The sequence below is a fragment of the Pseudomonas sp. B16120 genome (assembly GCF_044218845.1).
GTDB lineage: Bacteria > Pseudomonadota > Gammaproteobacteria > Pseudomonadales > Pseudomonadaceae > Aquipseudomonas > Aquipseudomonas paracarnis.
Genome location: NZ_CP162588.1, coordinates 3,908,455 through 3,928,567 on the forward strand (window position 1 = coordinate 3,908,455; position 20,113 = coordinate 3,928,567).

Here is a 20,113-nt window from a genome sequence, read left to right on the forward strand (position 1 = left end):
ACTGATCGTTCCCACGCTCTGCGTGGGAACGCCGCTCAGGACGCTCTGCGTCTGCCTCTAAAATCGTGACGCGGAGCGTCACAGGGTGCATTCCCACGCGGAGCGTGGGAACGATCAGGCCGCGAGCTGGCCGCTGGCGATGGCCGCTGAAGCGGCCACCATCGCCCGCAACAACACCGCACACCCCGCCGCCAGGTCATCCGGCGCGGCATTTTCGATTTCGTTATGGCTGATGCCGCCTTCACACGGCACAAAGATCATCCCCGCCGGGCCAAGCTCAGCGACGAAGATCGCGTCGTGCCCTGCCCCGCTGACGATGTCCAGGTTCGACAAGCCCAAGCCATTGGCGGCATTGCGCACCGCCTCCACGCAGCTTTTGTCGAAGTACAGCGGCGGGAAGTCCGCCGTAGGCTGCATGTCGAAACTCAAGCCATGTTTGGCGCAGGTGTCTTCGATCACCTGACGCACCTGGGCAATCATCGAATCCAGCCGCGCCGGTTCAAGATGACGAAAATCCAGAGTCATGCGCACTTCACCGGGAATCACGTTGCGCGATCCCGGATACGCTTGCAGGCACCCCACCGTGCCGCATGCATGGGGCTGGTGCGCCAACGCCGCCGCGTTCACGGCGGCCACCACCGCTGCCGCGCCGACCAGGGCGTCCTTGCGCAAGTGCATGGGTGTAGGGCCGGCATGGGCCTCAACACCGCGCAGCTTCAGGTCGAACCACTTTTGCCCGAGGGCGCCGAGCACCACGCCGATGGTTTTGTGTTCATCCTCCAGAATCGGCCCTTGTTCGATATGGGCCTCGAAATACGCGCCGACCTTATGCCCGCTGACCGGCCGCGTTCCCGCATAGCCAATCGCGTTCAACGCCTCCTCCACGCTGACGCCGTCCGCATCGACCTTGGCCAGGGTATCGGCCAGGGTGAACTTCTCGGCAAACACCCCTGAGCCCATCATGCACGGCGGGAAGCGCGAGCCTTCTTCGTTGGTCCACACCACCACTTCCAGCGGTGCCTCGGTTTCCACCTGGAGGTCGTTGAGGGTGCGCAGCACTTCCACACCGGCCAGCACGCCGAAGCAACCGTCGAACTTGCCGCCGGTGGGCTGGGTGTCGATATGGCTGCCGGTCATTACCGGTGGCAGGTCGGGATTGCGACCGGGGCGGCGCGCAAAGATATTGCCGATGCCGTCGACGGTCACGGTGCAACCCGCCGCTTCACACCACTGCACGAAGAGGTCGCGAGCCTTGCGGTCGAGGTCGGTGAGGGCCAGGCGACACACACCGCCCTTGGGCGTGGCGCCGAGTTTGGCCAGGTCCATCAGCGACTGCCACAGACGGTCGCGATTGATGTGCTGATGGGGCGATTGCAGAACGTCGAGGGCAGCGTTCATGGGGGGTCTCCTCAGGCTACAGGTTCTTATGAATTGACGCGGTCAACTGTGGGAGCTGGCTTGCCTGCGATGGCGGTGTGTCAGGCGACACGGTTTTAACTGATAGTCCGCTATCGCAGGCAAGCCAGCTCCCACCTCGACCGTGGTTTACAACGGCGCCTTGGCGGTGATCGGGCTCGCCCCGCGCTTGGCGTTCAAGCCGTAATACAACACCCCGCCCAACGCCGAACCGGTAAACCAGCCGTAGCTGTAGAACCAGCTGAACGCATCGCTGCCCAGCGACAGCAGCGTCAGCACCACCGGTACGCCAAAGGCGATAAAGCCGCTCCAGTTCCAGGCCGGGTACACGTCGTCGCGGTACAGGCCGGCCAGGTCCAACTGTTGTCTGCGGGTGATGAAATAGTCCACCACCATGATCCCGGCAATCGGCCCCAGCAGGCTTGAATAACCCAGCAGCCAATTGGAATACACGGTTTCAAGACTCACGTCCGAGACGATCAGCCCGAGTTTTTTCAGCAGTTCATGGGCCATCAGCGCCAGCCCTACCAGGCCGGTGAGGATCACCGCCGTGGTGCGGTTGATCAGCTTGGGCGCAATGTTCTGGAAGTCGTTGGTGGGCGAGACGATGTTCGCCGCGGTATTGGTGGACAAGGTCGCGACGATGATCAGCGCCATGGCGATGGCCACCCACACCGGGCTCTGGATATGCCCGATCAGGCTCACCGGGTCGGAGACGCTCACCCCCACCAGTTTCACCGAGGCGGCGGTCATCACCACGCCGAGGGCGGCGAACAGGAACATGGTCAGCGGCAAGCCGAAAATCTGCCCCAGAATCTGGTCTTTCTGGCTCTTGGCGTAGCGGCTGAAATCCGGAATGTTCAATGACAATGTGGCCCAGAAACCCACCATCGCCGTGAGCCCCGCCATGAAGTAACCGGTGAGGCTGGCGCCTTCGGGGCGCTTGGGTGGGATCGCCATCAACTCGCTGAGGGACACGTTGGGCATCGCCCATACCAGCAGCCCAACCCCCACCGCCACCAACAACGGCGCCGACAAGGTTTCCAGGCGCTTGATCGACTCGGCGCCACGCAGCACCACCCACAGATTCAAGCACCAGAACAGCATGAAACCGATCACCTCTCCGGTACCGCCGAGGGCTTTCCAGCCGTCGAAAATCGAGCCCAGGAACAGGTGGATCGCCAGCCCGCCGAACATCGTCTGGATACCAAACCAGCCGCAGGCCACCAGCGCGCGGATCAGGCACGGTACGTTGGAGCCGAGGATGCCAAAGGACGAACGCAACAGCACCGGAAACGGAATGCCGTACTTGGTGCCGGGAAACGCGTTGAGGGTCAGCGGGATCAACACCACGATATTGGCCAGCAGGATCGCCATCAGCGCCTCCCCCACCGACAGCCCGAAATACGCCGTGAGCACCCCGCCCAGGGTGTAGGTGGGCACGCAGATCGACATGCCGACCCACAGCGCCGTGATGTGCCATTTGTTCCAGGTGCGCTCGTGTACTTTGGTAGGTGCCATATCGTGGTTGTAGCGAGGGCTGTCGAGGACGTCGAGGCCGGCGTCGAGTTCGTACAGGCCGTTGCGCTCGATGACTTGCGATCTGTTCTGTTGCATGGCCGCTCCACGGTTTTTTTTAAAATTATTGTTGCTCACCTGCACGCTAGGTTCAGGTGGCCGGAGTACCGCATCGACAACATGACATCCAGGGTTCCGGCCAACTGCCCGTGCACTCAATAACCGTGCCGACAACCGTCTCTGAACCCGCACCGCTTATATAACGTGCTGATGTTTATCAGCTTTCCAATTGAACCTGCAGTACTTGCCGCATGCGTCAGGCTAAACAATACGCAAGTTGCCAGAACCTTCAGGTCTCAATCTGGTGCATCACAATTATTTTTATTTCTCGACGGCGTCAAGCGGCATATCTCAAGCGCCTGATTTGCAATAAGAAATATTGATCAGATCAAGAACCTGTCAAGTGCGTCAAAACAGGGTGGGCATGCTTCATTTTGGTGAAAATAGGATTTTTCTTATAAATATCAACAAGATGAAACACACAAAAGTTTGCGAAAAATCTGCTTGCTCATTCGAAAAACTCGGGCTAGTTTCTATTCCTGTCACCGATGACAGGAATTAACCGACCCTCGGTGCGCAGTATTACAACACTTAGAACTGGCACAAGCCGGTCAAGCCTGTGAGGAACTCGACATGTCGCTGTTGATCCGTGGCGCCACCGTTATTACCCATGATGAAAGTTACCGCGCCGATGTGTTATGTGCAGAGGGTCTAATTCGCGCCATTGGCACGAATCTGGATATTCCCGCAGGCACTGAAATACTCGATGGCAGCGGCCAATACTTGATGCCGGGCGGCATCGACCCCCATACCCATATGCAACTGCCCTTCATGGGCACGGTGGCCAGTGAAGACTTTTTCAGTGGCACGGCGGCAGGCTTGGCCGGTGGTACCACGTCGATCATCGACTTCGTGATTCCCAACCCGCAGCAATCGCTGATGGAAGCTTTCCACCAGTGGCGCGGCTGGGCCGAAAAGTCCGCCGCCGACTACGGGTTTCACGTAGCGATCACTTGGTGGAGTGAGCAGGTACGTGAGGAAATGGCCGAGTTGGTCAGCCATCACGGCATCAACAGCTTCAAGCATTTCATGGCTTACAAGAACGCGATCATGGCGGCCGATGACACCTTGGTCGCCAGTTTCGAACGCTGCCTGGAACTCGGCGCCGTGCCCACCGTGCATGCCGAAAATGGCGAGCTGGTGTATCACCTGCAACGCAAACTGATGGCCCAGGGCATCACCGGGCCGGAAGCCCATCCGCTGTCGCGCCCGTCCCAGGTGGAAGGCGAAGCGGCCAGCCGTGCCATCCGGATTGCCGAGACCATCGGCACGCCGCTGTACCTGGTGCATGTGTCGACGAAAGAAGCCCTGGATGAAATCACCTATGCCCGAGGCAAAGGCCAGGCGGTGTACGGTGAAGTGCTCGCCGGCCACCTGTTGCTCGATGACAGTGTGTACCAGCACCCCGACTGGCAGACCGCCGCCGGCTATGTAATGAGCCCGCCATTCCGCCCACGCGGGCATCAAGAGGCGCTGTGGCACGGCCTGCAAGCGGGCAACCTGCACACCACCGCCACCGACCACTGCTGTTTCTGCGCCGAGCAAAAAGCCGCCGGGCGTGACGACTTCAGCAAGATTCCCAACGGCACCGCCGGCATTGAAGACCGCATGGCGCTGCTGTGGCACGAAGGGGTCAATACCGGGCGTTTATCGATGCAAGAATTTGTCGCGCTGACCTCCACCAACACCGCGAAGATTTTCAACCTCTACCCCCGTAAAGGCGCGATACGCGTGGGCGCCGATGCCGACCTGGTGCTATGGGACCCCGAGGGCACGCGGACCATTTCCGCCAAGACCCACCATCAGCAGGTGGACTTCAACATCTTCGAAGGCAAGACCGTGCGCGGCGTGCCCAGCCACACCATCAGCCAGGGCAAGCTGGTGTGGGCCGATGGTGACCTGCGCGCCGAGCGAGGGGCCGGACGATATGTGGAGCGGCCGGCGTATCCGTCGGTGTTCGAGCAGTTGAGCAAGCGGGCAGCGCTTTGCAAGCCAGTGGCTGTGAACCGCTGAGTCCAAAAAAAGCGGACGCGGAGCGTCCAGTGAGGCATTCCCACGCAGAGCGTGGGAATGATCGCCCATCAGAGGCAGCACCTCAATAACCGTGAGGCCAACACCGTGATCCAGACCCTGACCCACCTCCCCCACCCCCGCGAAGACGGGGCCACCCTCGCCAGCCAGTTCACAGACCTGGCACCGCCCCTCAACGCACGCCAGGCCCAACTGGAAGCCTCGCGCTGCCTGTACTGCTACGACGCGCCTTGTGTGAATGCGTGCCCCAGCGAGATCGATATCCCCTCGTTCATCCGCAATATCCACACCGAAAACGTGCAGGGGGCCGCGCAAAAAATCCTCTCGGCCAACATCCTCGGTGGTAGTTGCGCACGGGTGTGCCCGACGGAAATCCTTTGCCAGCAAGCGTGCGTACGCAATAACGCCGAAGAATGCGCCCCTGTGCTGATCGGCCTGCTGCAACGCTACGCCATCGACAACGCGCACTTCAGCGAACACCCGTTCCAACGCGCCGCGTCCACCGGCAAGCGTATCGCTGTGGTCGGCGCCGGGCCTGCCGGTTTGGCCTGCGCTCACCGCGCCGCCTTGCACGGTCATGACGTGGTGATATTCGAGGCGCGGGAAAAAGCCGGCGGCCTGAATGAATACGGAATCGCCAAATACAAACTGGTGGACGACTTCGCCCAGAAGGAACTGGATTTCCTCCTGCAGATTGGCGGCATCGAGGTTCGCCACGGCCAGCGCCTGGGTGACAACCTGACCTTGAGCGAACTGCACCAGCAGTTCGATTCGGTGTTCCTCGGCCTGGGGCTCGCTGCCAGCAAACAGCTGGGCCTGCCCTTTGAGGACGCCCCCGGCCTGCTCGCCGCCACCGACTATATCCGCGAACTGCGCCAGGCCGACGACCTCACCCAACTGCCCCTGGCCGACCGCTGCATCGTGCTCGGCGCCGGCAACACCGCCATCGACATGGCCGTGCAGATGGCCCGCCTCGGTGCCCGCGATGTCAACCTGGTGTACCGCCGTGGTCTGGCCGACATGGGCGCAACCCACCACGAACAGGACATCGCCAAGGCCAATCAAGTCCGGCTGTTGACCTGGGCCCAACCCGACGAGGTGTTACTCGACGACCAAGGCCGCGTACGCGGCATGCGCTTTGCCCGCACCCGCCTGGAGAACGGTCGCCTGCTGCCTACCGGGGAAACCTTCGAACTGGCCGCCGATGCGATCTTCAAGGCGATCGGGCAAGGCTTCGACAACGACGCCCTGCACGACCCGCTGGCCCAGCAGCTGCACCGCGTCGGCGAGCGCATCTTCGTCGATGAGCAACTGCGCACCAGCATCCCTGGGGTGTATGCCGGCGGCGACTGCGTCAGCCTCGGCCAGGACCTCACCGTCCAGGCAGTACAACATGGCAAGCGGGCCGCCGAAGCCATGCATGCCCAACTCATGCTGACTGTGGAGGCTGCGTAATGGCCGATCTCTCGATTGTATTCGCCGGAATCAAAGCGCCCAATCCGTTCTGGCTGGCTTCCGCGCCGCCCACCGACAAAGCCTACAACGTAGTGCGCGCCTTCGAGGCCGGCTGGGGTGGCGTCGTGTGGAAAACCCTGGGGGAAGATCCGGCGGCGGTGAACGTGTCGTCGCGTTACTCCGCGCACTATGGCGCCAACCGCGAAGTGCTGGGCATCAACAATATCGAACTGATCACCGACCGCTCCCTGGAGATCAACTTGCGGGAAATCACCCAGGTGAAAAAGGACTGGCCGGACCGCGCGCTGATCGTCTCGCTGATGGTGCCTTGTGTCGAAGCGTCCTGGAAAAACATCCTGCCCTTGGTGGAGGCGACCGGCTGCGACGGCATCGAGCTGAACTTCGGCTGCCCTCACGGCATGCCCGAACGGGGCATGGGCGCCGCCGTCGGCCAGGTGCCGGAGTACGTGGAGCAAGTGACGCGCTGGTGCAAGACCTATTGCTCGCTGCCGGTGATCGTCAAACTCACGCCGAACATCACCGACATCCGCGTGGCGGCGCGAGCGGCCTATCGCGGTGGCGCCGATGCGGTGTCGCTGATCAACACCATCAACTCCATCACCAGCGTGGACCTGGAACGCATGGTCGCGCTGCCGGTGGTCGGCACCCAGAGTACTCATGGCGGTTACTGCGGCTCGGCGGTGAAGCCGATTGCATTGAACATGGTCGCCGAAATCGCCCGGGACCCACAGACCAACGGCCTGCCGATCTGCGGCATCGGCGGCATCGGTACCTGGCGCGACGCCGCGGAATTCGTCGCCCTGGGCTGCGGCGCGGTGCAGGTGTGCACGGCGGCGATGCTGCATGGGTTTCGCATCGTTGAAGAGATGAAGGACGGCTTGTCGCGCTGGATGGACAGCCAGGGCCATGCCAACCTGCAGGCGTTTTCCGGGCGGGCGGTGGGCAATACCACGGACTGGAAGTACCTGGACATCAACTACCAGGTCATCGCCAAGATTGATCAAGCGGCGTGCATTGGCTGTGGGCGTTGCCATATTGCCTGCGAGGACACCTCGCACCAGGCCATTGCCAGCTTGAAGCAGGCTGATGGCACGCATCTGTATGAGGTGATCGACGATGAGTGCGTGGGCTGCAACCTGTGCCAGATCACCTGCCCGGTGGCCGGCTGCATCGAGATGGTGCCGATCGATAACGGCAAGCCGTTTTTGAACTGGACGCAGGACCCGCGCAATCCTTACCGCGAAGCGGTGTAACCCTTGCCCCTCGTTCCCACGCTCCACGTGGGAACGCATCCTGTGACGCTCCGCGTCACCCTGGCAAGAGCGGACGCAGAGCGTCCAGGGCGGCATTCCCACGCGGAGCGTGGGAACGATCAGCTCAGGGTTCCAAGCCAATCCCGCGCAAAATCACACCGGTCACCGTCTGTATCGCCTTCTCGAACTGCCTGTCCGACAACGGCTGGTGATCATTCAAAATCTTCACTTGGTGGTCGAAGTCGGCATAGTGCTGGGTCGAGGCCCAGATCATGTACAGCAGGCTCGAGGGCTCCACCGGCAGGATGCGTTTGTCTTGCACCCATTGGCGAATCTTCGCTTCCTTCATCTTGGCCCAGTCGTACAGGCTTTCATCCAGGGCCTCGCCGAGTGTGGGCGCGCCGTGGATGATTTCATTGGCCCAGACCTTGGAGCCATACGGGCGCGTGCGCGAGCGCTGCATCTTGGCGCGGATGTAGCTGCTGAGCACTACCCGAGGGTCGTCGAAGGTTTCAAAGCTCAGGGCGTCCTGCTTCCACAATTCCAGCAGGTCGAACAGCACCGCGCTGTACAGCTCGCTCTTGGTGGTGAAGTAGTAATGCAGGTTGGAGCGCGGCAGTTGCGCTTCTTCGGCGATGTCGGCCATGGCGGTGCTGCCATAGCCTTTGTTGGCGAAGACCTTCTCCGCCGCCAGCAGGATTTTCTCGACGTTGACCCGACGAATTCCGATCTTGTGATTGCCCATAAGGGCTCCCTGACAACAACACGGCCTAAAGACTACCACCGGCTCTAGATCGGGGCGACAGGCCAAGCCGAAACTTCGTACACTGCCGGCTCCTATCCTCTGATCGGTGTTGAACAATGTTGCTCAAGAAGTCCCTGACCGCTGCTGTCCTGTTCACTGCCCTGCTGGGCGCTTCTGCCGCGTTTGCCCACGCCCACCTCAAGAGCGCGCAACCTGCGGCTGACAGCCGCGTCGCCGCCCCCACAGACCTGCGCCTGACCTTCAGCGAAGGCGTCGAAGCCACCTTTACCAAGGTCTCCCTGAGCAAGGACGGCACCGAAATTGCCATCAAGGGCCTGGAAACCCCGGACGCCGACAAGAAAACCCTGGTGGTCACGCCTGCCGCTCCGCTGGCAAGCGGCACGTATAAGGTCGAATGGCATGCGGTGTCCGTCGACACTCACAAAAGCGAAGGCACTTACAGCTTCAAGGTCGGCCAATAACCCATGGCAACCCTGCTGGTGCTGTGCCGCTTCCTGCACTTTTGCGTCGTGTTGCTGATGTTCGGGGCCTGGGTGTTCAGGCCCTGGCTGCTCGGCGCTCACGTCGTGCAGCCGACACTGGACCGGCAATTGCTGCGCATCACCCGTGGCCTGGCCAGCCTGGGGCTGCTCACCGGGGTTGCGTGGCTGCTGTTGATCACCGCCAGCATGGCTGGCAGTTGGGACTCGGCGCTGCAACCGGCCACGGTGCAGTTGGTGCTGGGCAAAACCTTTTTTGGCCAGGTATGGACCTGGCATCTGCTGTTTAACCTGCTGCTGGTGATCGTGCTGATCAAGCCCTGGCCGGCCTTGCGCTTGCCGCTGCTCGCCCTGCTGCTGGCGACCCTGGCCCCGGTAGGCCACGGCGCCATGCTCGACGGGCTGAGTGGGCGGCTGCTGATCCTTAACCAGGTGGTGCACCTGCTGTGCGTGGGGGCCTGGCTCGGGGGGTTGCTGGTGTTGGTGCTGATCCTCCGGCAGGCGCATGACCAGCGCTTGGAACCGATTCTGCATCGCTTCAGTGGTGTGGGCTATGGCCTGGTCGGTGGCCTGCTGGTAACCGGTCTGATCAACGTGCGCGTGCTCACCGGGCAACTGTGGCCCACTCCGCTGTTCGAGGGCTTCGCCTTGATCCTGCTGATCAAGGTGGGGCTGGTGCTGGGCATGCTCGGGTTGGCGCTGTTGAACCGGTTGCGTATCAAGCGCTGCGAACAGCGCCTGGGCAGTTTGAGAGCCAGTGTGATGATGGAGTGGCTGCTGGGCCTTGCAGCCGTGGCGGCAGTTTCCCTGCTTGGCACCCTGCCGCCGATGGTCATGGCTGGCTGAAAAGTCTTGTGCAATGCAATCAATGTGGGAGCTGGCTTGCCTGCGATGGCGGTGGATCAGTGACTGCATACTGTCTGATTCGCCGCCATCGCAGGCAAGCCAGCTCCCACACTGACCGTGCCCCATCAGTTGAATCGTTTCACCCAAGTCATCGTATAACTTCTGCTTGACACGCCCTCAAAACCCCGCAAATATCGCGCTCAATGTTGTACGACAACGTATAACAAATAATAAAAACAACAAAACAAAGGGAGCCTCACTGTGAGTCAATCCGCCCGTCATTCTTGCACGCGCCTGGGCCTTCTCGGTCTCGGCAGCCTGGCCGTCACCCTGCCGCTGGGCGTCAACGCCGAAGGTTTTATCGACGACGCCAAGGCCACGCTCAACCTGCGTAATGCCTACTTCAATCGCAACTTCACCAACCCGACCAACCCCCAGGGCAAGGCCGAAGAGTGGACGCAGAATTTTATCCTTGATGCCAAGTCCGGCTTTACCCAGGGCACGGTCGGTTTCGGGATTGACGTGCTGGGCCTGTATTCGCAAAAGCTTGATGGCGGCAAAGGCACCGCCGGCACCCAACTGTTGCCGGTGCATGACGATGGCCGCCCCGCCGACAATTTCGGGCGTCTGGGTGTCGCGCTGAAAACCAGGCTGTCGAAGACCGAGTTGAAGGTTGGCGAATGGATGCCGGTGCTGCCGATCCTGCGTTCCGATGATGGCCGCTCCCTGCCCCAGACCTTTCGTGGCGGCCAGGTCACCTCCAATGAAATCGCCGGCCTGACGCTCTACGGTGGCCAGTTTCGCGGCAACAGCCCACGCAACGACGCGAGCATGGAAGACATGTTCATGAACGGCAAAGCCGCGTTCACTTCGGACCGTTTCAACTTCGGCGGCGGCGAATACACCTTCAACGACAAACGTACCCAGGTCGGCCTGTGGTACGCCGAACTGACTGATATCTACCAACAGCAGTACCTCAACCTCACCCACAGCCAGCCGCTGGGCGACTGGACTCTGGGCGCCAACCTCGGGTTCTTCAACGGCAAGGAAGACGGCAGCGCCCTGGCCGGCGACCTCGATAACAAGACCCTGTTCGCTCTGCTCTCGGCCAAATACAACGGCCACACCTTCTACGTTGGCCTGCAAAAACTCAGCGGCGACAGCGCCTGGATGCGCATCAACGGCACCAGTGGCGGCACCCTGGCCAACGACAGCTACAACGCCAGCTACGACAACGCCAAGGAAAAGTCCTGGCAGGTGCGCCACGACTTCAACTTTGTGGTGCTCGGCGTTCCAGGGCTCACCCTGATGAACCGCTATATCAGCGGCAGCAATGTACACACCGGAGCGATCACCGACGGCAAGGAGTGGGGACGTGAGTCGGAGTTGGCCTACACGGTGCAGAGCGGTGCGCTGAAGAACCTCAATGTGAAGTGGCGCAACTCGACCATGCGCCGGGATTTCAGCAATAACGAGTTCGACGAGAACCGGATTTTTATCAGCTATCCGATTTCGTTGTTGTAGCTCCAAAGGCAAATCCGATCTCTAAGGTGCCACCTATCCATGTGGGAGCTGGCTTGCCTGCGATAGCGGTGGGTCAGTTACCACATCCTTTTCATACTCACCGCTATCGCAGGCAAGCCAGCTCCCACCTTTGATCTCATGTGCCTGGAAGGACGTTGACAACACCAGGAATCCCTAACACTATTTCCCCATAGTCATACGACAACCTACAACAAAAATCTGGAAGGCCCATGACCACCACCACCCCCGCTCCCTTCAACCGTCTGTTGCTAACTGGTGCCGCCGGCGGCCTGGGCAAAGTCCTGCGCGAACGCATGCGTCCTTATGCCCAGGTGCTGCGCCTTTCGGATATCGCTGAAATGGCCCCCGCCACCGATGCTCGCGAAGAGGTACACACCTGCGACCTGGCCGACAAACACGCCGTGCATCAGTTGGTAGAGGGCGTCGACGCCATCCTGCACTTTGGCGGCGTGTCAGTGGAGCGCTCGTTCGAAGAAGTACTGGGCGCGAATATCAGTGGCGTGTTCCATATCTACGAAGCCGCCCGCCGCCACGGGGTCAAGCGGGTGATCTTCGCCAGTTCCAATCACGTGATCGGTTTCTACAAACAGGGCGAGCAACTTGACGCCCACTCCCCGCGCCGCCCGGACAGTTACTACGGCCTGTCCAAGTCCTACGGCGAAGACATGGCCAGTTTCTACTTCGACCGCTACGGCATCGAGACCGTGAGCATCCGTATCGGCTCCTCGTTCCCGCAACCGCAGAACCGCCGGATGATGCACACCTGGCTGAGTTTCGACGACCTGACCCAACTGCTCGAACGCGCGCTGTACACGCCCAACGTCGGCCATACCGTGGTGTACGGCATGTCGGCCAACCTCGATACCTGGTGGGACAACCGCTACGCCGCGCACCTGGGCTTTGCCCCCAAGGACAGCTCCGAGGTGTTCCGCGCCCAGGTCGAAGCCCAGCCGCCCGTGGCCGCCGATGACCCGGCCAAGGTCTATCAGGGTGGTGCGTTCTGCGCGGCGGGGCCGTTCGGTGACTGAGTGCCCAGCAACCCAAGGGAATGACCATGACTGCTGAATTGATTGTCGATGCCCGCAATGCCGTGGGCGAATGCCCGGTGTGGGTGCCTGAAGAAAACGCGCTGTATTGGGTGGATATCCCCAACGGTGGCTTGCAACGCTGGAACGCCGCCACCGGCCATCTGGCAGCGTGGAAAGCCCCAGAGATGCTCGCCTGTATTGCGCGCACTCAAGCAGGCAATTGGGTCGCCGGCATGCAAACCGGCTTCTTCCAACTCACGCCCCACAACGACGGCAGCCTCGACACCGTGCCGCTGGCCAGCCTCGAGCATTCGCGCAAGGACATGCGTTTGAACGATGGCCGCTGCGATCGCCAGGGCCGTTTCTGGGCCGGCAGCATGGTGCTGGACATGGGCTTGAACGCCGCCGATGGTGTCCTTTATCGCTATGGGTCCGGGGCTACGCCCCACGCGCAACTGGACGGGTTCATCACCCTCAACGGCCTGGCCTTCAGCCCCGATGGCCGCACGATGTACGCTTCCGATTCGCACCCGAAGGTGCAAAAGGTCTGGGCGTTCGACTACGACATCGAGACCGGCACACCGTCCAATCGCCGCCTGTTCGTTGATATGAACGACTTCCCCGGGCGGCCCGACGGTGCAGCCGTGGACGCCGAGGGCGGCTACTGGATCTGCGCCAACGACGCCGGACTGATTCACCGTTTCAGCCCCGACGGCCGACTGGACCGCTCCCTGAGCGTGCCCGTGAAAAAACCCACCATGTGCGCCTTCGGTGGCAGCCGCCTGGACACCTTGTACGTCACTTCCATCCGTGACGACCCGAGTGAGCAGTCGCTGTCTGGTGGCGTGTTCGCCCTCAACCCCGGCGTCCAAGGGCTGCCCGAACCCCGCTTCATCGTTTAATCGCTGTGCCTTGAATACAACAATAACAAGACAGGAGTGACTTCCATGGACTTCAAACGCACCTTGCTCGCCGCTGCAATCTTCACCCTCAGCAGCGCCGCCCACGCGCTGGAAATCAAGTTCGCCGACATCCACCCCGCTGGCTACCCCACCGTGGTCGCCGAAGAGAACATGGGCAAGGCCCTGACCAAGGCGAGTAACGGCGAGCTGACCTTCAAGTACTTCCCCGGCGGTGTGCTGGGCTCCGAGAAGGAAGTGGTCGAACAGGCCCAGGTCGGCGCCGTGCAAATGACCCGCGTCAGCCTCGGCATCGTCGGCCCGGTGGTGCCTGACGTGAACGTGTTCAACCTGCCGTTCGTGTTCCGCGACCAGGCGCATATGCGCAAGGTCATCGATGGCGAGATCGGCGACGAGATCCTCGCCAAGATCACCAACTCCGAGTTCGGCCTGGTGGCCCTGGCCTGGATGGATGGCGGCACGCGCAATCTCTATACCAAGAAACCGGTGCGCAAGATCGAAGACCTCAAGGGCATGAAGATCCGCGTGCAAGGCAACCCGATTTTCATCGAAGCCTTCAACGCCATGGGCGCCAACGGCATTGCCATGGACACCGGCGAGATCTTCAGCGCCCTGCAGACCGGGGTCATCGACGGCGCGGAAAACAATCCGCCGACCTTGCTGGAACACAACCACTTTCAGAACGCCAAGTACTACACCCTCACCGAACACCTGATCCTGCCTGAACCCATCGTGATGTCGAAAATCACCTGGAACAAGCTCGACCCCGCCCAGCAGGACATGGTCAAGGCCGCTGCCAAGGCCGCCCAGGCCGATGAGCGCGTGCTCTGGGACGCCAAGTCCGCCAGCAGTGAAGAGAAACTCAAGAAGGCCGGCGTGGAGTTCATCACCGTCGATAAAAAGCCCTTCTATGAGGCCACCGCCCAGGTGCGTGCCAAGTACGGTGCGCCGTATGCGGACATGATCAAGCGCATCGACGCGGTTCAATAACCTCCCCTGCCCCTGCATAAGGCCCGGCGCGGTCGGCATCGACGCGCCCGGTCACGGTGAACGCCATGAAGACTTTACTGCTGCGCTTCAATGACTGCCTTTACATGACCTGTATCTGGGTCGCCGGCCTTTCGGTCCTGGGGGTGGCCTTGATCATTCCCTGGGGTATCTTCACCCGCTACGCCCTCGGTACCGGTTCCAGCTGGCCGGAGCCCACCGCCATCCTGCTGATGCTGGTGTTCACCTTTATCGGCGCCGCTGCCAGTTACCGTGCCGGCGCGCACATGTCGGTGGCGATGATCACTGACCGCTTGCCGCCTGTCCAACGCCGCCTCGTCGGCATCCTCTCGCAACTGCTGATGGGCACCATCTGCGTGTTCATGACGATTTGGGGCACCAAGCTGTGCCTGTCCACCTGGAACCAATTCATGAGCGCCATCCCTACCCTGCGCGTAGGCATCACCTATATGCCGATCCCGATTGGCGGCGTGCTGACCCTGGTGTTCGTGGTCGAAAAGCTGCTGTTCGGTGACCAGAGCAACCGCAAGGTGGTGCGCTTCGACTTGGTTGAAGAAAACGAAGGGGCCGCCTGATATGGACGCATTGATTCTGTTGGGCAGCTTTGTTGTATTGATTCTGATCGGCATGCCGGTGGCCTACGCGTTGGGGCTGTCGGCGCTGATTGGCGCGTGGTGGATCGACATCCCGTTCCAGGCCCTGATGATTCAGATTGCCGGTGGGGTGAACAAGTTTTCGCTGATGGCGATTCCGTTCTTCGTGCTGGCCGGGGCGATCATGGCCGAGGGCGGTATGTCGCGGCGCCTGGTGGCCTTTGCCGGGGTGCTGGTGGGCTTTGTGCGTGGCGGGTTGTCCCTGGTCAACATCATGGCTTCGACGTTTTTTGGCGCGATTTCCGGCTCATCCGTGGCCGATACCGCCTCGGTCGGCTCGGTGCTGATTCCGGAAATGGAACGGCGGGGTTATCCGCGCGAATTCGCCACCGCCGTGACCGTCAGCGGTTCGGTGCAGGCGCTGCTGACGCCGCCCAGCCATAACTCGGTGCTGTACTCCCTGGCGGCGGGCGGCACGGTCTCCATCGCCTCGCTGTTCATGGCCGGTGTGGTGCCAGGCTTGTTGATGAGCGCGTGCCTGATGGTGCTCTGCCTGATCTTCGCGAAAAAGCGCGACTACCCCAAAGGCGAAGTCATCCCCTTGAAGCAGGCGCTGAAGATCGCCGCCGATGCGCTCTGGGGCCTGATGGCCATGGTGATCATCCTCGGCGGCATCCTCTCGGGCATCTTCACCGCCACCGAGTCGGCGGCGATTGCGGTGTTGTGGGCATTCTTCGTGACCATGTTCATCTACCGCGACTACAAATGGCGCGAGCTGCCCAAGCTGATGCACCGCACGGTGCGCACCATTTCCATCGTGATGATTCTGATCGCCTTCGCCGCCAGCTTCGGCTACATCATGACCCTGATGCAGATCCCGGCGAAGATCACCACGCTGTTCCTGACCCTGTCAGACAACCGCTACGTGATCCTGATGTGCATCAACGTCATGCTGTTGTTGCTGGGCACGGTGATGGACATGGCGCCGCTGATTCTGATCCTCACGCCGATCCTGATGCCGGTGATCCTGGGCATCGGCGTCGACCCGGTGCACTTTGGCATGATCATGCTGGTGAACCTGGGTATCGGCCTGATTACCCCGCCGGTGGGCGCGGTGCTGTTCGTTGGTGCGGCGGTGGGCAAGACCAGTATCGAGAAAACCGTGAAGGCACTGCTGCCGTTTTATGCGGTGTTGTTCTTGGTGCTGATTGCGGTGACCTACATCCCGGCGTTGTCGCTGTGGTTGCCCCACTTGGTGCTGTAAACCTTCTTTCAGAAACAAAAGTGAGCAGCTGTGGGAGCTGGCTTGCCTGCGATAGCGGTGTATCAGTCACGGATGCATTGACTGACAGGTCGCTATCGCAGGCAAGCCAGCTCCCACACTTGCATCCTCAGTGTTTGTTTTGACTTCATCAGGCAGGTCAATCGTGATTGAGCTTTCGGATCAATTCACCCATCTGGTGCTCGCCCCCGCCATCGGCGGCAGCCTCGTCAACTGGACGGTGCGCGCCACCGGGCAGCCGCTGTTACGGCACAGCGATGCACAGGCGATCAATACCGGGCTGCCGGGCAAGCTGGGTTGCTATCCCTTGGCACCCTGGTCCAACCGAATCGCCCAAGGCGGGTTCGACAACCCCGGTGGTTGGCTGGCACTGGCAGCTAATAGCCTCACTGATCCTTTACCGATTCACGGCTCGGCCTGGCAGCAGGCATGGCAGGTGGTGAGCCATACCACGCATGAAGTGGTGCTGGAATTGGAATGCGCCACACCCTTCGCCTATCACGCCCGCCAGCGGTTGCGCTTGAACAACGGTGAGTTGAATATTCAATTGTGTGTAACTCACTTGGCCGAGCAACCCGCGTGGCATGGGCTGGGCTTGCATCCGTACTTACCTCGCCGGCCGGGTACGCGGCTGCAGGCCAAGGCTGGGCAAGTGTGGATGAGTGATGCAGCCAAGCTGCCCACCGAGTTGGCACCGGTTCCCGAAGCCTGGGATTTCCGGCAACTCAAAGGATTGCCAGAGGGGCTGGTGGACAACGGCTTTTGCGGCTGGGATGGGCACTGCCTGATCGAACAACCGGAGCTTGGCTACCGTCTCGAATGCCAGGCCAGCGGCGCCGATTATTTCCTGTTGTACTGCCCGCCGGGGTTGGAGTTTTTCTGCATCGAGCCGGTGAGCCATCCAGTGAATGCCCATCACCTGGCGGGCAAGCCTGGCCTGAAGCTGTTGGAGCAAGGCCAGTCAACCCACCTCAATTTCAACCTGAAATACACGCCAAGCGTGCCAGTGTCAGGGCGGTGAATTTTTGAGACGCCCTGCCGTGTCGATACTCACCACCACCGACAACCCCGGCCGCAAGCGCTCACTCTCGGCTTGATCCGGATCCACGGTGATGCGCACGGGCACCCGCTGGGCGATCTTGACGAAGTTGCCGGTGGCGTTGTCCGCCTGCAACAGGCTGAACTCGGAACCGGTGGCCGGGGAAATATGCTGCACCGTGCCATGGAATTTGCGGTGGTTCAGCGCATCCACGGTGAACGTCACCGGCTGGCCGACCTGCACATTGTCCATCTGGGTTTCTTTCATATTGGCAATCACCCACAACTGCTTGGGCACCAGCGCCATCAGTTGCGCGCCGGAATTGACATAAGCGCCCAGGCGCACGCCAATCTGCCCCAGCTGACCATCCCGTGGCGCCGTGATGCGGGTATTGGACAGGTCGATGCGCGCCAGTTCCACTGCCGCCTCGGCACTCGCGACAGCTGCCTCCAGGGAGCCGCGGTTGACGATCACCGTCTGCAAATCCTGGCGCGCAATTTCCAGGCTGGCCTGGGCCTGGGCCACGGCAGCGATGGTCTGCGCGTTGGCGGCACGGGTCACGTCCAGTTCGCGTTTGGACACCGAACCATCGCTGATCAGTTCTTCATTGCGGCGCAAATCCGCAGTGCTCTTGCGTGCCTGAGCCTGACTGTCGACCAACGCGGCCTGGCGCAGCTTGATGGTCGCTTCGGCGCTGTTGCGTTGCTGCACCACGTTGGCCAACGAGGCCTTCTGCACCGCCAGTTGTGCCAGGGCCTGGTCGAGGCGTTGCTTGTAGATACGGTCATCCAGGCGCACCAGCAGGTCGCCGGTCTTGACGTACTGGAAGTCCTGCACCGGCACTTCGAACACATAGCCACTGAGTTGCGGGCCGATAATCGTCACCTGCCCACGCACCAGGGCGTTTTCGGTGGTTTCCACCGCGCTGCTGAACGGCGGCAGTTGCCAGGCGTACAACACGATCAGCACACCGATGATGGCGATGGCGGCAAAGCCCAGGGACGAGATGATCCGCACGCGCAAGGGCCGCAATTGGGTGGGCACCGCGCCCGGTGGCGTGCTGCCTTCCGGCGTGGCGGCAATGGCAGTCGTGGTGGTGGTTGAAGGTTCAGTCATGAAGTCGCGCCGCTGGGTTGAACAGGAGGAGTTGCCTTGGTAGTGCTCATCAGCCACAGGCTGCGGGTGAAGATCCACAGCATGGTCAGGATCGCGATAATCGCGATCAGCATGAAGACATCGTTGTAAGCCATGACGTTCGCCTCACGGGTGGCCGCCGTGGCCAGGCTGCGGATGCCCATGAGGTTGCGCAGTTCCGGGTCAGCGACGATCTTGCCATAGGCCGCCCCACCACTCTGCACCCGCGCCGCCACAAGCGGATCGATCAGGGTCAGGTGCTCGACGATCATGCTCGAATGGTACTTCTCGCGCACAATCTGGAAGGTGCCCAGCAACGCCGCGCCGATCAGGCCGCCAAGGTTCTGGCAGATCCCGAACATCACCGAGAAGCTCACCAGGTTGCGCGGGTTGGTCAGTACGTTTTTGGTGCCCAGCACCATGGTCGGCCCCAGGAAGAATGTACCGCCGAAGCCTAGCAGGAACTGGCTGATATAGAGGTTCTGCGGACGGGTCAGGTTGCTGGAAAAACTGTCCATCACCGAACCGGTCGCCATCAGCGCCAGGGAGATGATCAGCGGCATCAGCAAATGCGCCGGGTTGATCGTCAACGCGCTGACCACCAGCCCGGCAATCGCCCCGGCCAGCATCACCACGTACAGGGTGTGCATCTGCTGGTAGCTCATGTTCAACATCTGCATGAACCCCACCGCACCGGTGGATTGCTCGGACAGCACCATGCGAATCAGCACCACCGCCAACGCCAGGCGGATCATCACGCCGCTGCCCAGCCAGCGCGTCATCAGCATCGGGTTGCTGCGGTTATGCTCGATGGCGAGCCCCGCCATGATCAGCACCAGGGAACAGGCGGAGGCCACGCCGATCCACGGCGCTTCCAGCCACCAGTCAATACGCCCCAGGGACAGCACAGCGCAGAGCAAGGCCACGCCGCTGGCGAGGATGGCAAAGGTTAGAAAATCGAGTTTTTCAAAGGTCTTGAAGCGATCACCCGGCGGCAGCTTGAGCAGGAACACGCAGCCCAGGCAGATCAGCGCCAGGCCCAGTTCGAACAAATACAGCCCGCGCCATTCAGCGATTTGCAGCAAGTCTTCGGAAAACAGCCGCGCCAGCGGTAACGCTAACTGCGCGGTGCCCAGCCCCAGTACCAGCGCTTTCAGCCGCCACTTGGCCGGGAATGCCTGGATCATGTAGTACAAGCCCAACGAACTGAGCGCCGCACCCACCATGCCATGGGCGGCCCGTACCGCAATTGCCGAACTGAGGTCATTGACGAACAAGTGGCCGAAGGTCACCAGCGCGTAGAGCACCAGGAACACCTCGGTAAACGCGCGCAGGCCGAACTGTTGGCGAAACTTTACCAGCAGCAGGTTCATGCACACGTTAGTCATTACATAGGCGGCGGGCAGCCAGGCCATTTCCGCGGTGGTCGCGCCCAGGGCGCCTTGCAGGTATTGCAGGTTGGCGATGACCAGGGCGTTACCCAAGCCGCCGGTGATTGCCACCAGCACGCCGACCAGCGCGAAAAGCCAGCGCTTACGTGTAGGGTGCAGAGGCGTCGACGGCGAGCCAGGCAGGCTTGGCCGCTCGTGGGGTTGCCAGGTGTGGGGGGTGTATTTATCCATTCGGTGACCTTGGTAAGCCGGGGTGCAAGGCCGGTGA

General features: G+C 61.3%; 17 protein-coding genes. 12 read left to right on the forward strand and 5 right to left on the reverse strand.

The genetic code is table 11. The annotated features are described in order from the left end of the window. Positions 1-114: 114 nt before the first annotated feature. The gene (locus AB4P90_RS17995) at positions 115-1,398 is read right to left on the reverse strand and encodes a Zn-dependent hydrolase (RefSeq protein ID WP_395605207.1); all 1,284 of its coding nucleotides are present in this window, start codon (positions 1,396-1,398) and stop codon (positions 115-117) included. 147 nt (positions 1,399-1,545) lie between these two features. Then, the gene (locus AB4P90_RS18000) at positions 1,546-3,033 is read right to left on the reverse strand and encodes an NCS1 family nucleobase:cation symporter-1 (protein WP_395605208.1); all 1,488 of its coding nucleotides are present in this window, start codon (positions 3,031-3,033) and stop codon (positions 1,546-1,548) included. Positions 3,034-3,627: 594 nt separating this feature from the next. Between AB4P90_RS18000 and hydA the strand changes: the two genes are divergently transcribed. The 3 genes from hydA to preA all read left to right on the forward strand — a co-directional run bounded on the left by hydA (position 3,628) and on the right by preA (position 7,814). Next, complete coding sequence (gene hydA / locus AB4P90_RS18005; RefSeq protein WP_019818077.1) at positions 3,628-5,067, forward strand: dihydropyrimidinase; 1,440 nt, start codon at positions 3,628-3,630, stop codon at positions 5,065-5,067. A 105-nt stretch (positions 5,068-5,172) separates the two neighbouring features. Beyond that, positions 5,173-6,540, forward strand: coding sequence for an NAD(P)-dependent oxidoreductase (locus tag AB4P90_RS18010; RefSeq protein WP_166405436.1), 1,368 nt, complete (start codon positions 5,173-5,175; stop codon positions 6,538-6,540). Beyond that, positions 6,540-7,814 carry an NAD-dependent dihydropyrimidine dehydrogenase subunit PreA gene (preA, locus tag AB4P90_RS18015; protein WP_014718999.1) on the forward strand — a complete coding sequence of 425 codons (1,275 nt, stop codon included), beginning with the start codon at positions 6,540-6,542 and terminating at the stop codon, positions 7,812-7,814. Before AB4P90_RS18010 ends, preA begins: the two co-directional genes overlap by 1 nt. Positions 7,815-7,938: 124 nt before the next feature. On the opposite strand, the gene AB4P90_RS18020 is transcribed toward preA, so the two are convergent. Further along, entirely contained in the window at positions 7,939-8,559 is a 621-nt protein-coding gene (locus AB4P90_RS18020) for a TetR/AcrR family transcriptional regulator (protein ID WP_014719000.1), read from the reverse strand. Between the two features lie 116 nt (positions 8,560-8,675). Here AB4P90_RS18020 and copC point away from each other — a divergent pair, with 116 nt between their 5' ends. The 9 genes from copC to AB4P90_RS18065 all read left to right on the forward strand — a co-directional run bounded on the left by copC (position 8,676) and on the right by AB4P90_RS18065 (position 17,302). Further along, a complete protein-coding gene (copC, locus tag AB4P90_RS18025) occupies positions 8,676-9,041 on the forward strand; it encodes a copper homeostasis periplasmic binding protein CopC (RefSeq protein WP_014719001.1) in 366 nt (121 codons plus the stop codon). Positions 9,042-9,044: 3 nt separating this feature from the next. Continuing rightward, positions 9,045-9,905 (forward strand): copper homeostasis membrane protein CopD, encoded by an 861-nt coding sequence (copD, locus tag AB4P90_RS18030; protein WP_395605209.1) that lies wholly within the window; start codon positions 9,045-9,047, stop codon positions 9,903-9,905. A gap of 261 nt (positions 9,906-10,166) precedes the next feature. After that, positions 10,167-11,429 carry an OprD family porin gene (locus AB4P90_RS18035; RefSeq protein ID WP_014719003.1) on the forward strand — a complete coding sequence of 421 codons (1,263 nt, stop codon included), beginning with the start codon at positions 10,167-10,169 and terminating at the stop codon, positions 11,427-11,429. A gap of 230 nt (positions 11,430-11,659) precedes the next feature. Then, on the forward strand, positions 11,660-12,478 hold the full coding sequence (locus AB4P90_RS18040; RefSeq protein WP_032903439.1) for an NAD(P)-dependent oxidoreductase: 819 nt from the start codon (positions 11,660-11,662) through the stop codon (positions 12,476-12,478). A gap of 26 nt (positions 12,479-12,504) precedes the next feature. Continuing rightward, positions 12,505-13,380, forward strand: coding sequence for an SMP-30/gluconolactonase/LRE family protein (locus AB4P90_RS18045; RefSeq protein WP_014719005.1), 876 nt, complete (start codon positions 12,505-12,507; stop codon positions 13,378-13,380). Between the two features lie 45 nt (positions 13,381-13,425). Further along, positions 13,426-14,388, forward strand: a complete 963-nt coding sequence (locus AB4P90_RS18050; RefSeq protein ID WP_014719006.1) for a TRAP transporter substrate-binding protein — start codon at positions 13,426-13,428, stop codon at positions 14,386-14,388. Positions 14,389-14,453: 65 nt separating this feature from the next. Beyond that, entirely contained in the window at positions 14,454-14,981 is a 528-nt protein-coding gene (locus tag AB4P90_RS18055) for a TRAP transporter small permease (protein ID WP_019818083.1), read from the forward strand. Position 14,982: 1 nt separating this feature from the next. Continuing rightward, complete coding sequence (locus AB4P90_RS18060; protein ID WP_014719008.1) at positions 14,983-16,263, forward strand: TRAP transporter large permease; 1,281 nt, start codon at positions 14,983-14,985, stop codon at positions 16,261-16,263. Between the two features lie 163 nt (positions 16,264-16,426). Beyond that, positions 16,427-17,302, forward strand: a complete 876-nt coding sequence (locus AB4P90_RS18065; RefSeq protein ID WP_014719009.1) for an aldose 1-epimerase — start codon at positions 16,427-16,429, stop codon at positions 17,300-17,302. Here AB4P90_RS18065 and AB4P90_RS18070 read toward each other — a convergent pair. Beyond that, positions 17,291-18,436, reverse strand: coding sequence for an HlyD family secretion protein (locus AB4P90_RS18070; protein ID WP_003192298.1), 1,146 nt, complete (start codon positions 18,434-18,436; stop codon positions 17,291-17,293). The two genes, AB4P90_RS18065 and AB4P90_RS18070, sit on opposite strands and share 12 nt — an antisense overlap. After that, complete coding sequence (locus tag AB4P90_RS18075; protein ID WP_054917398.1) at positions 18,433-20,076, reverse strand: MFS transporter; 1,644 nt, start codon at positions 20,074-20,076, stop codon at positions 18,433-18,435. The genes AB4P90_RS18070 and AB4P90_RS18075 overlap by 4 nt, the downstream gene beginning before the upstream one ends. Between the last annotated feature and the right edge of the window lie 37 nt (positions 20,077-20,113).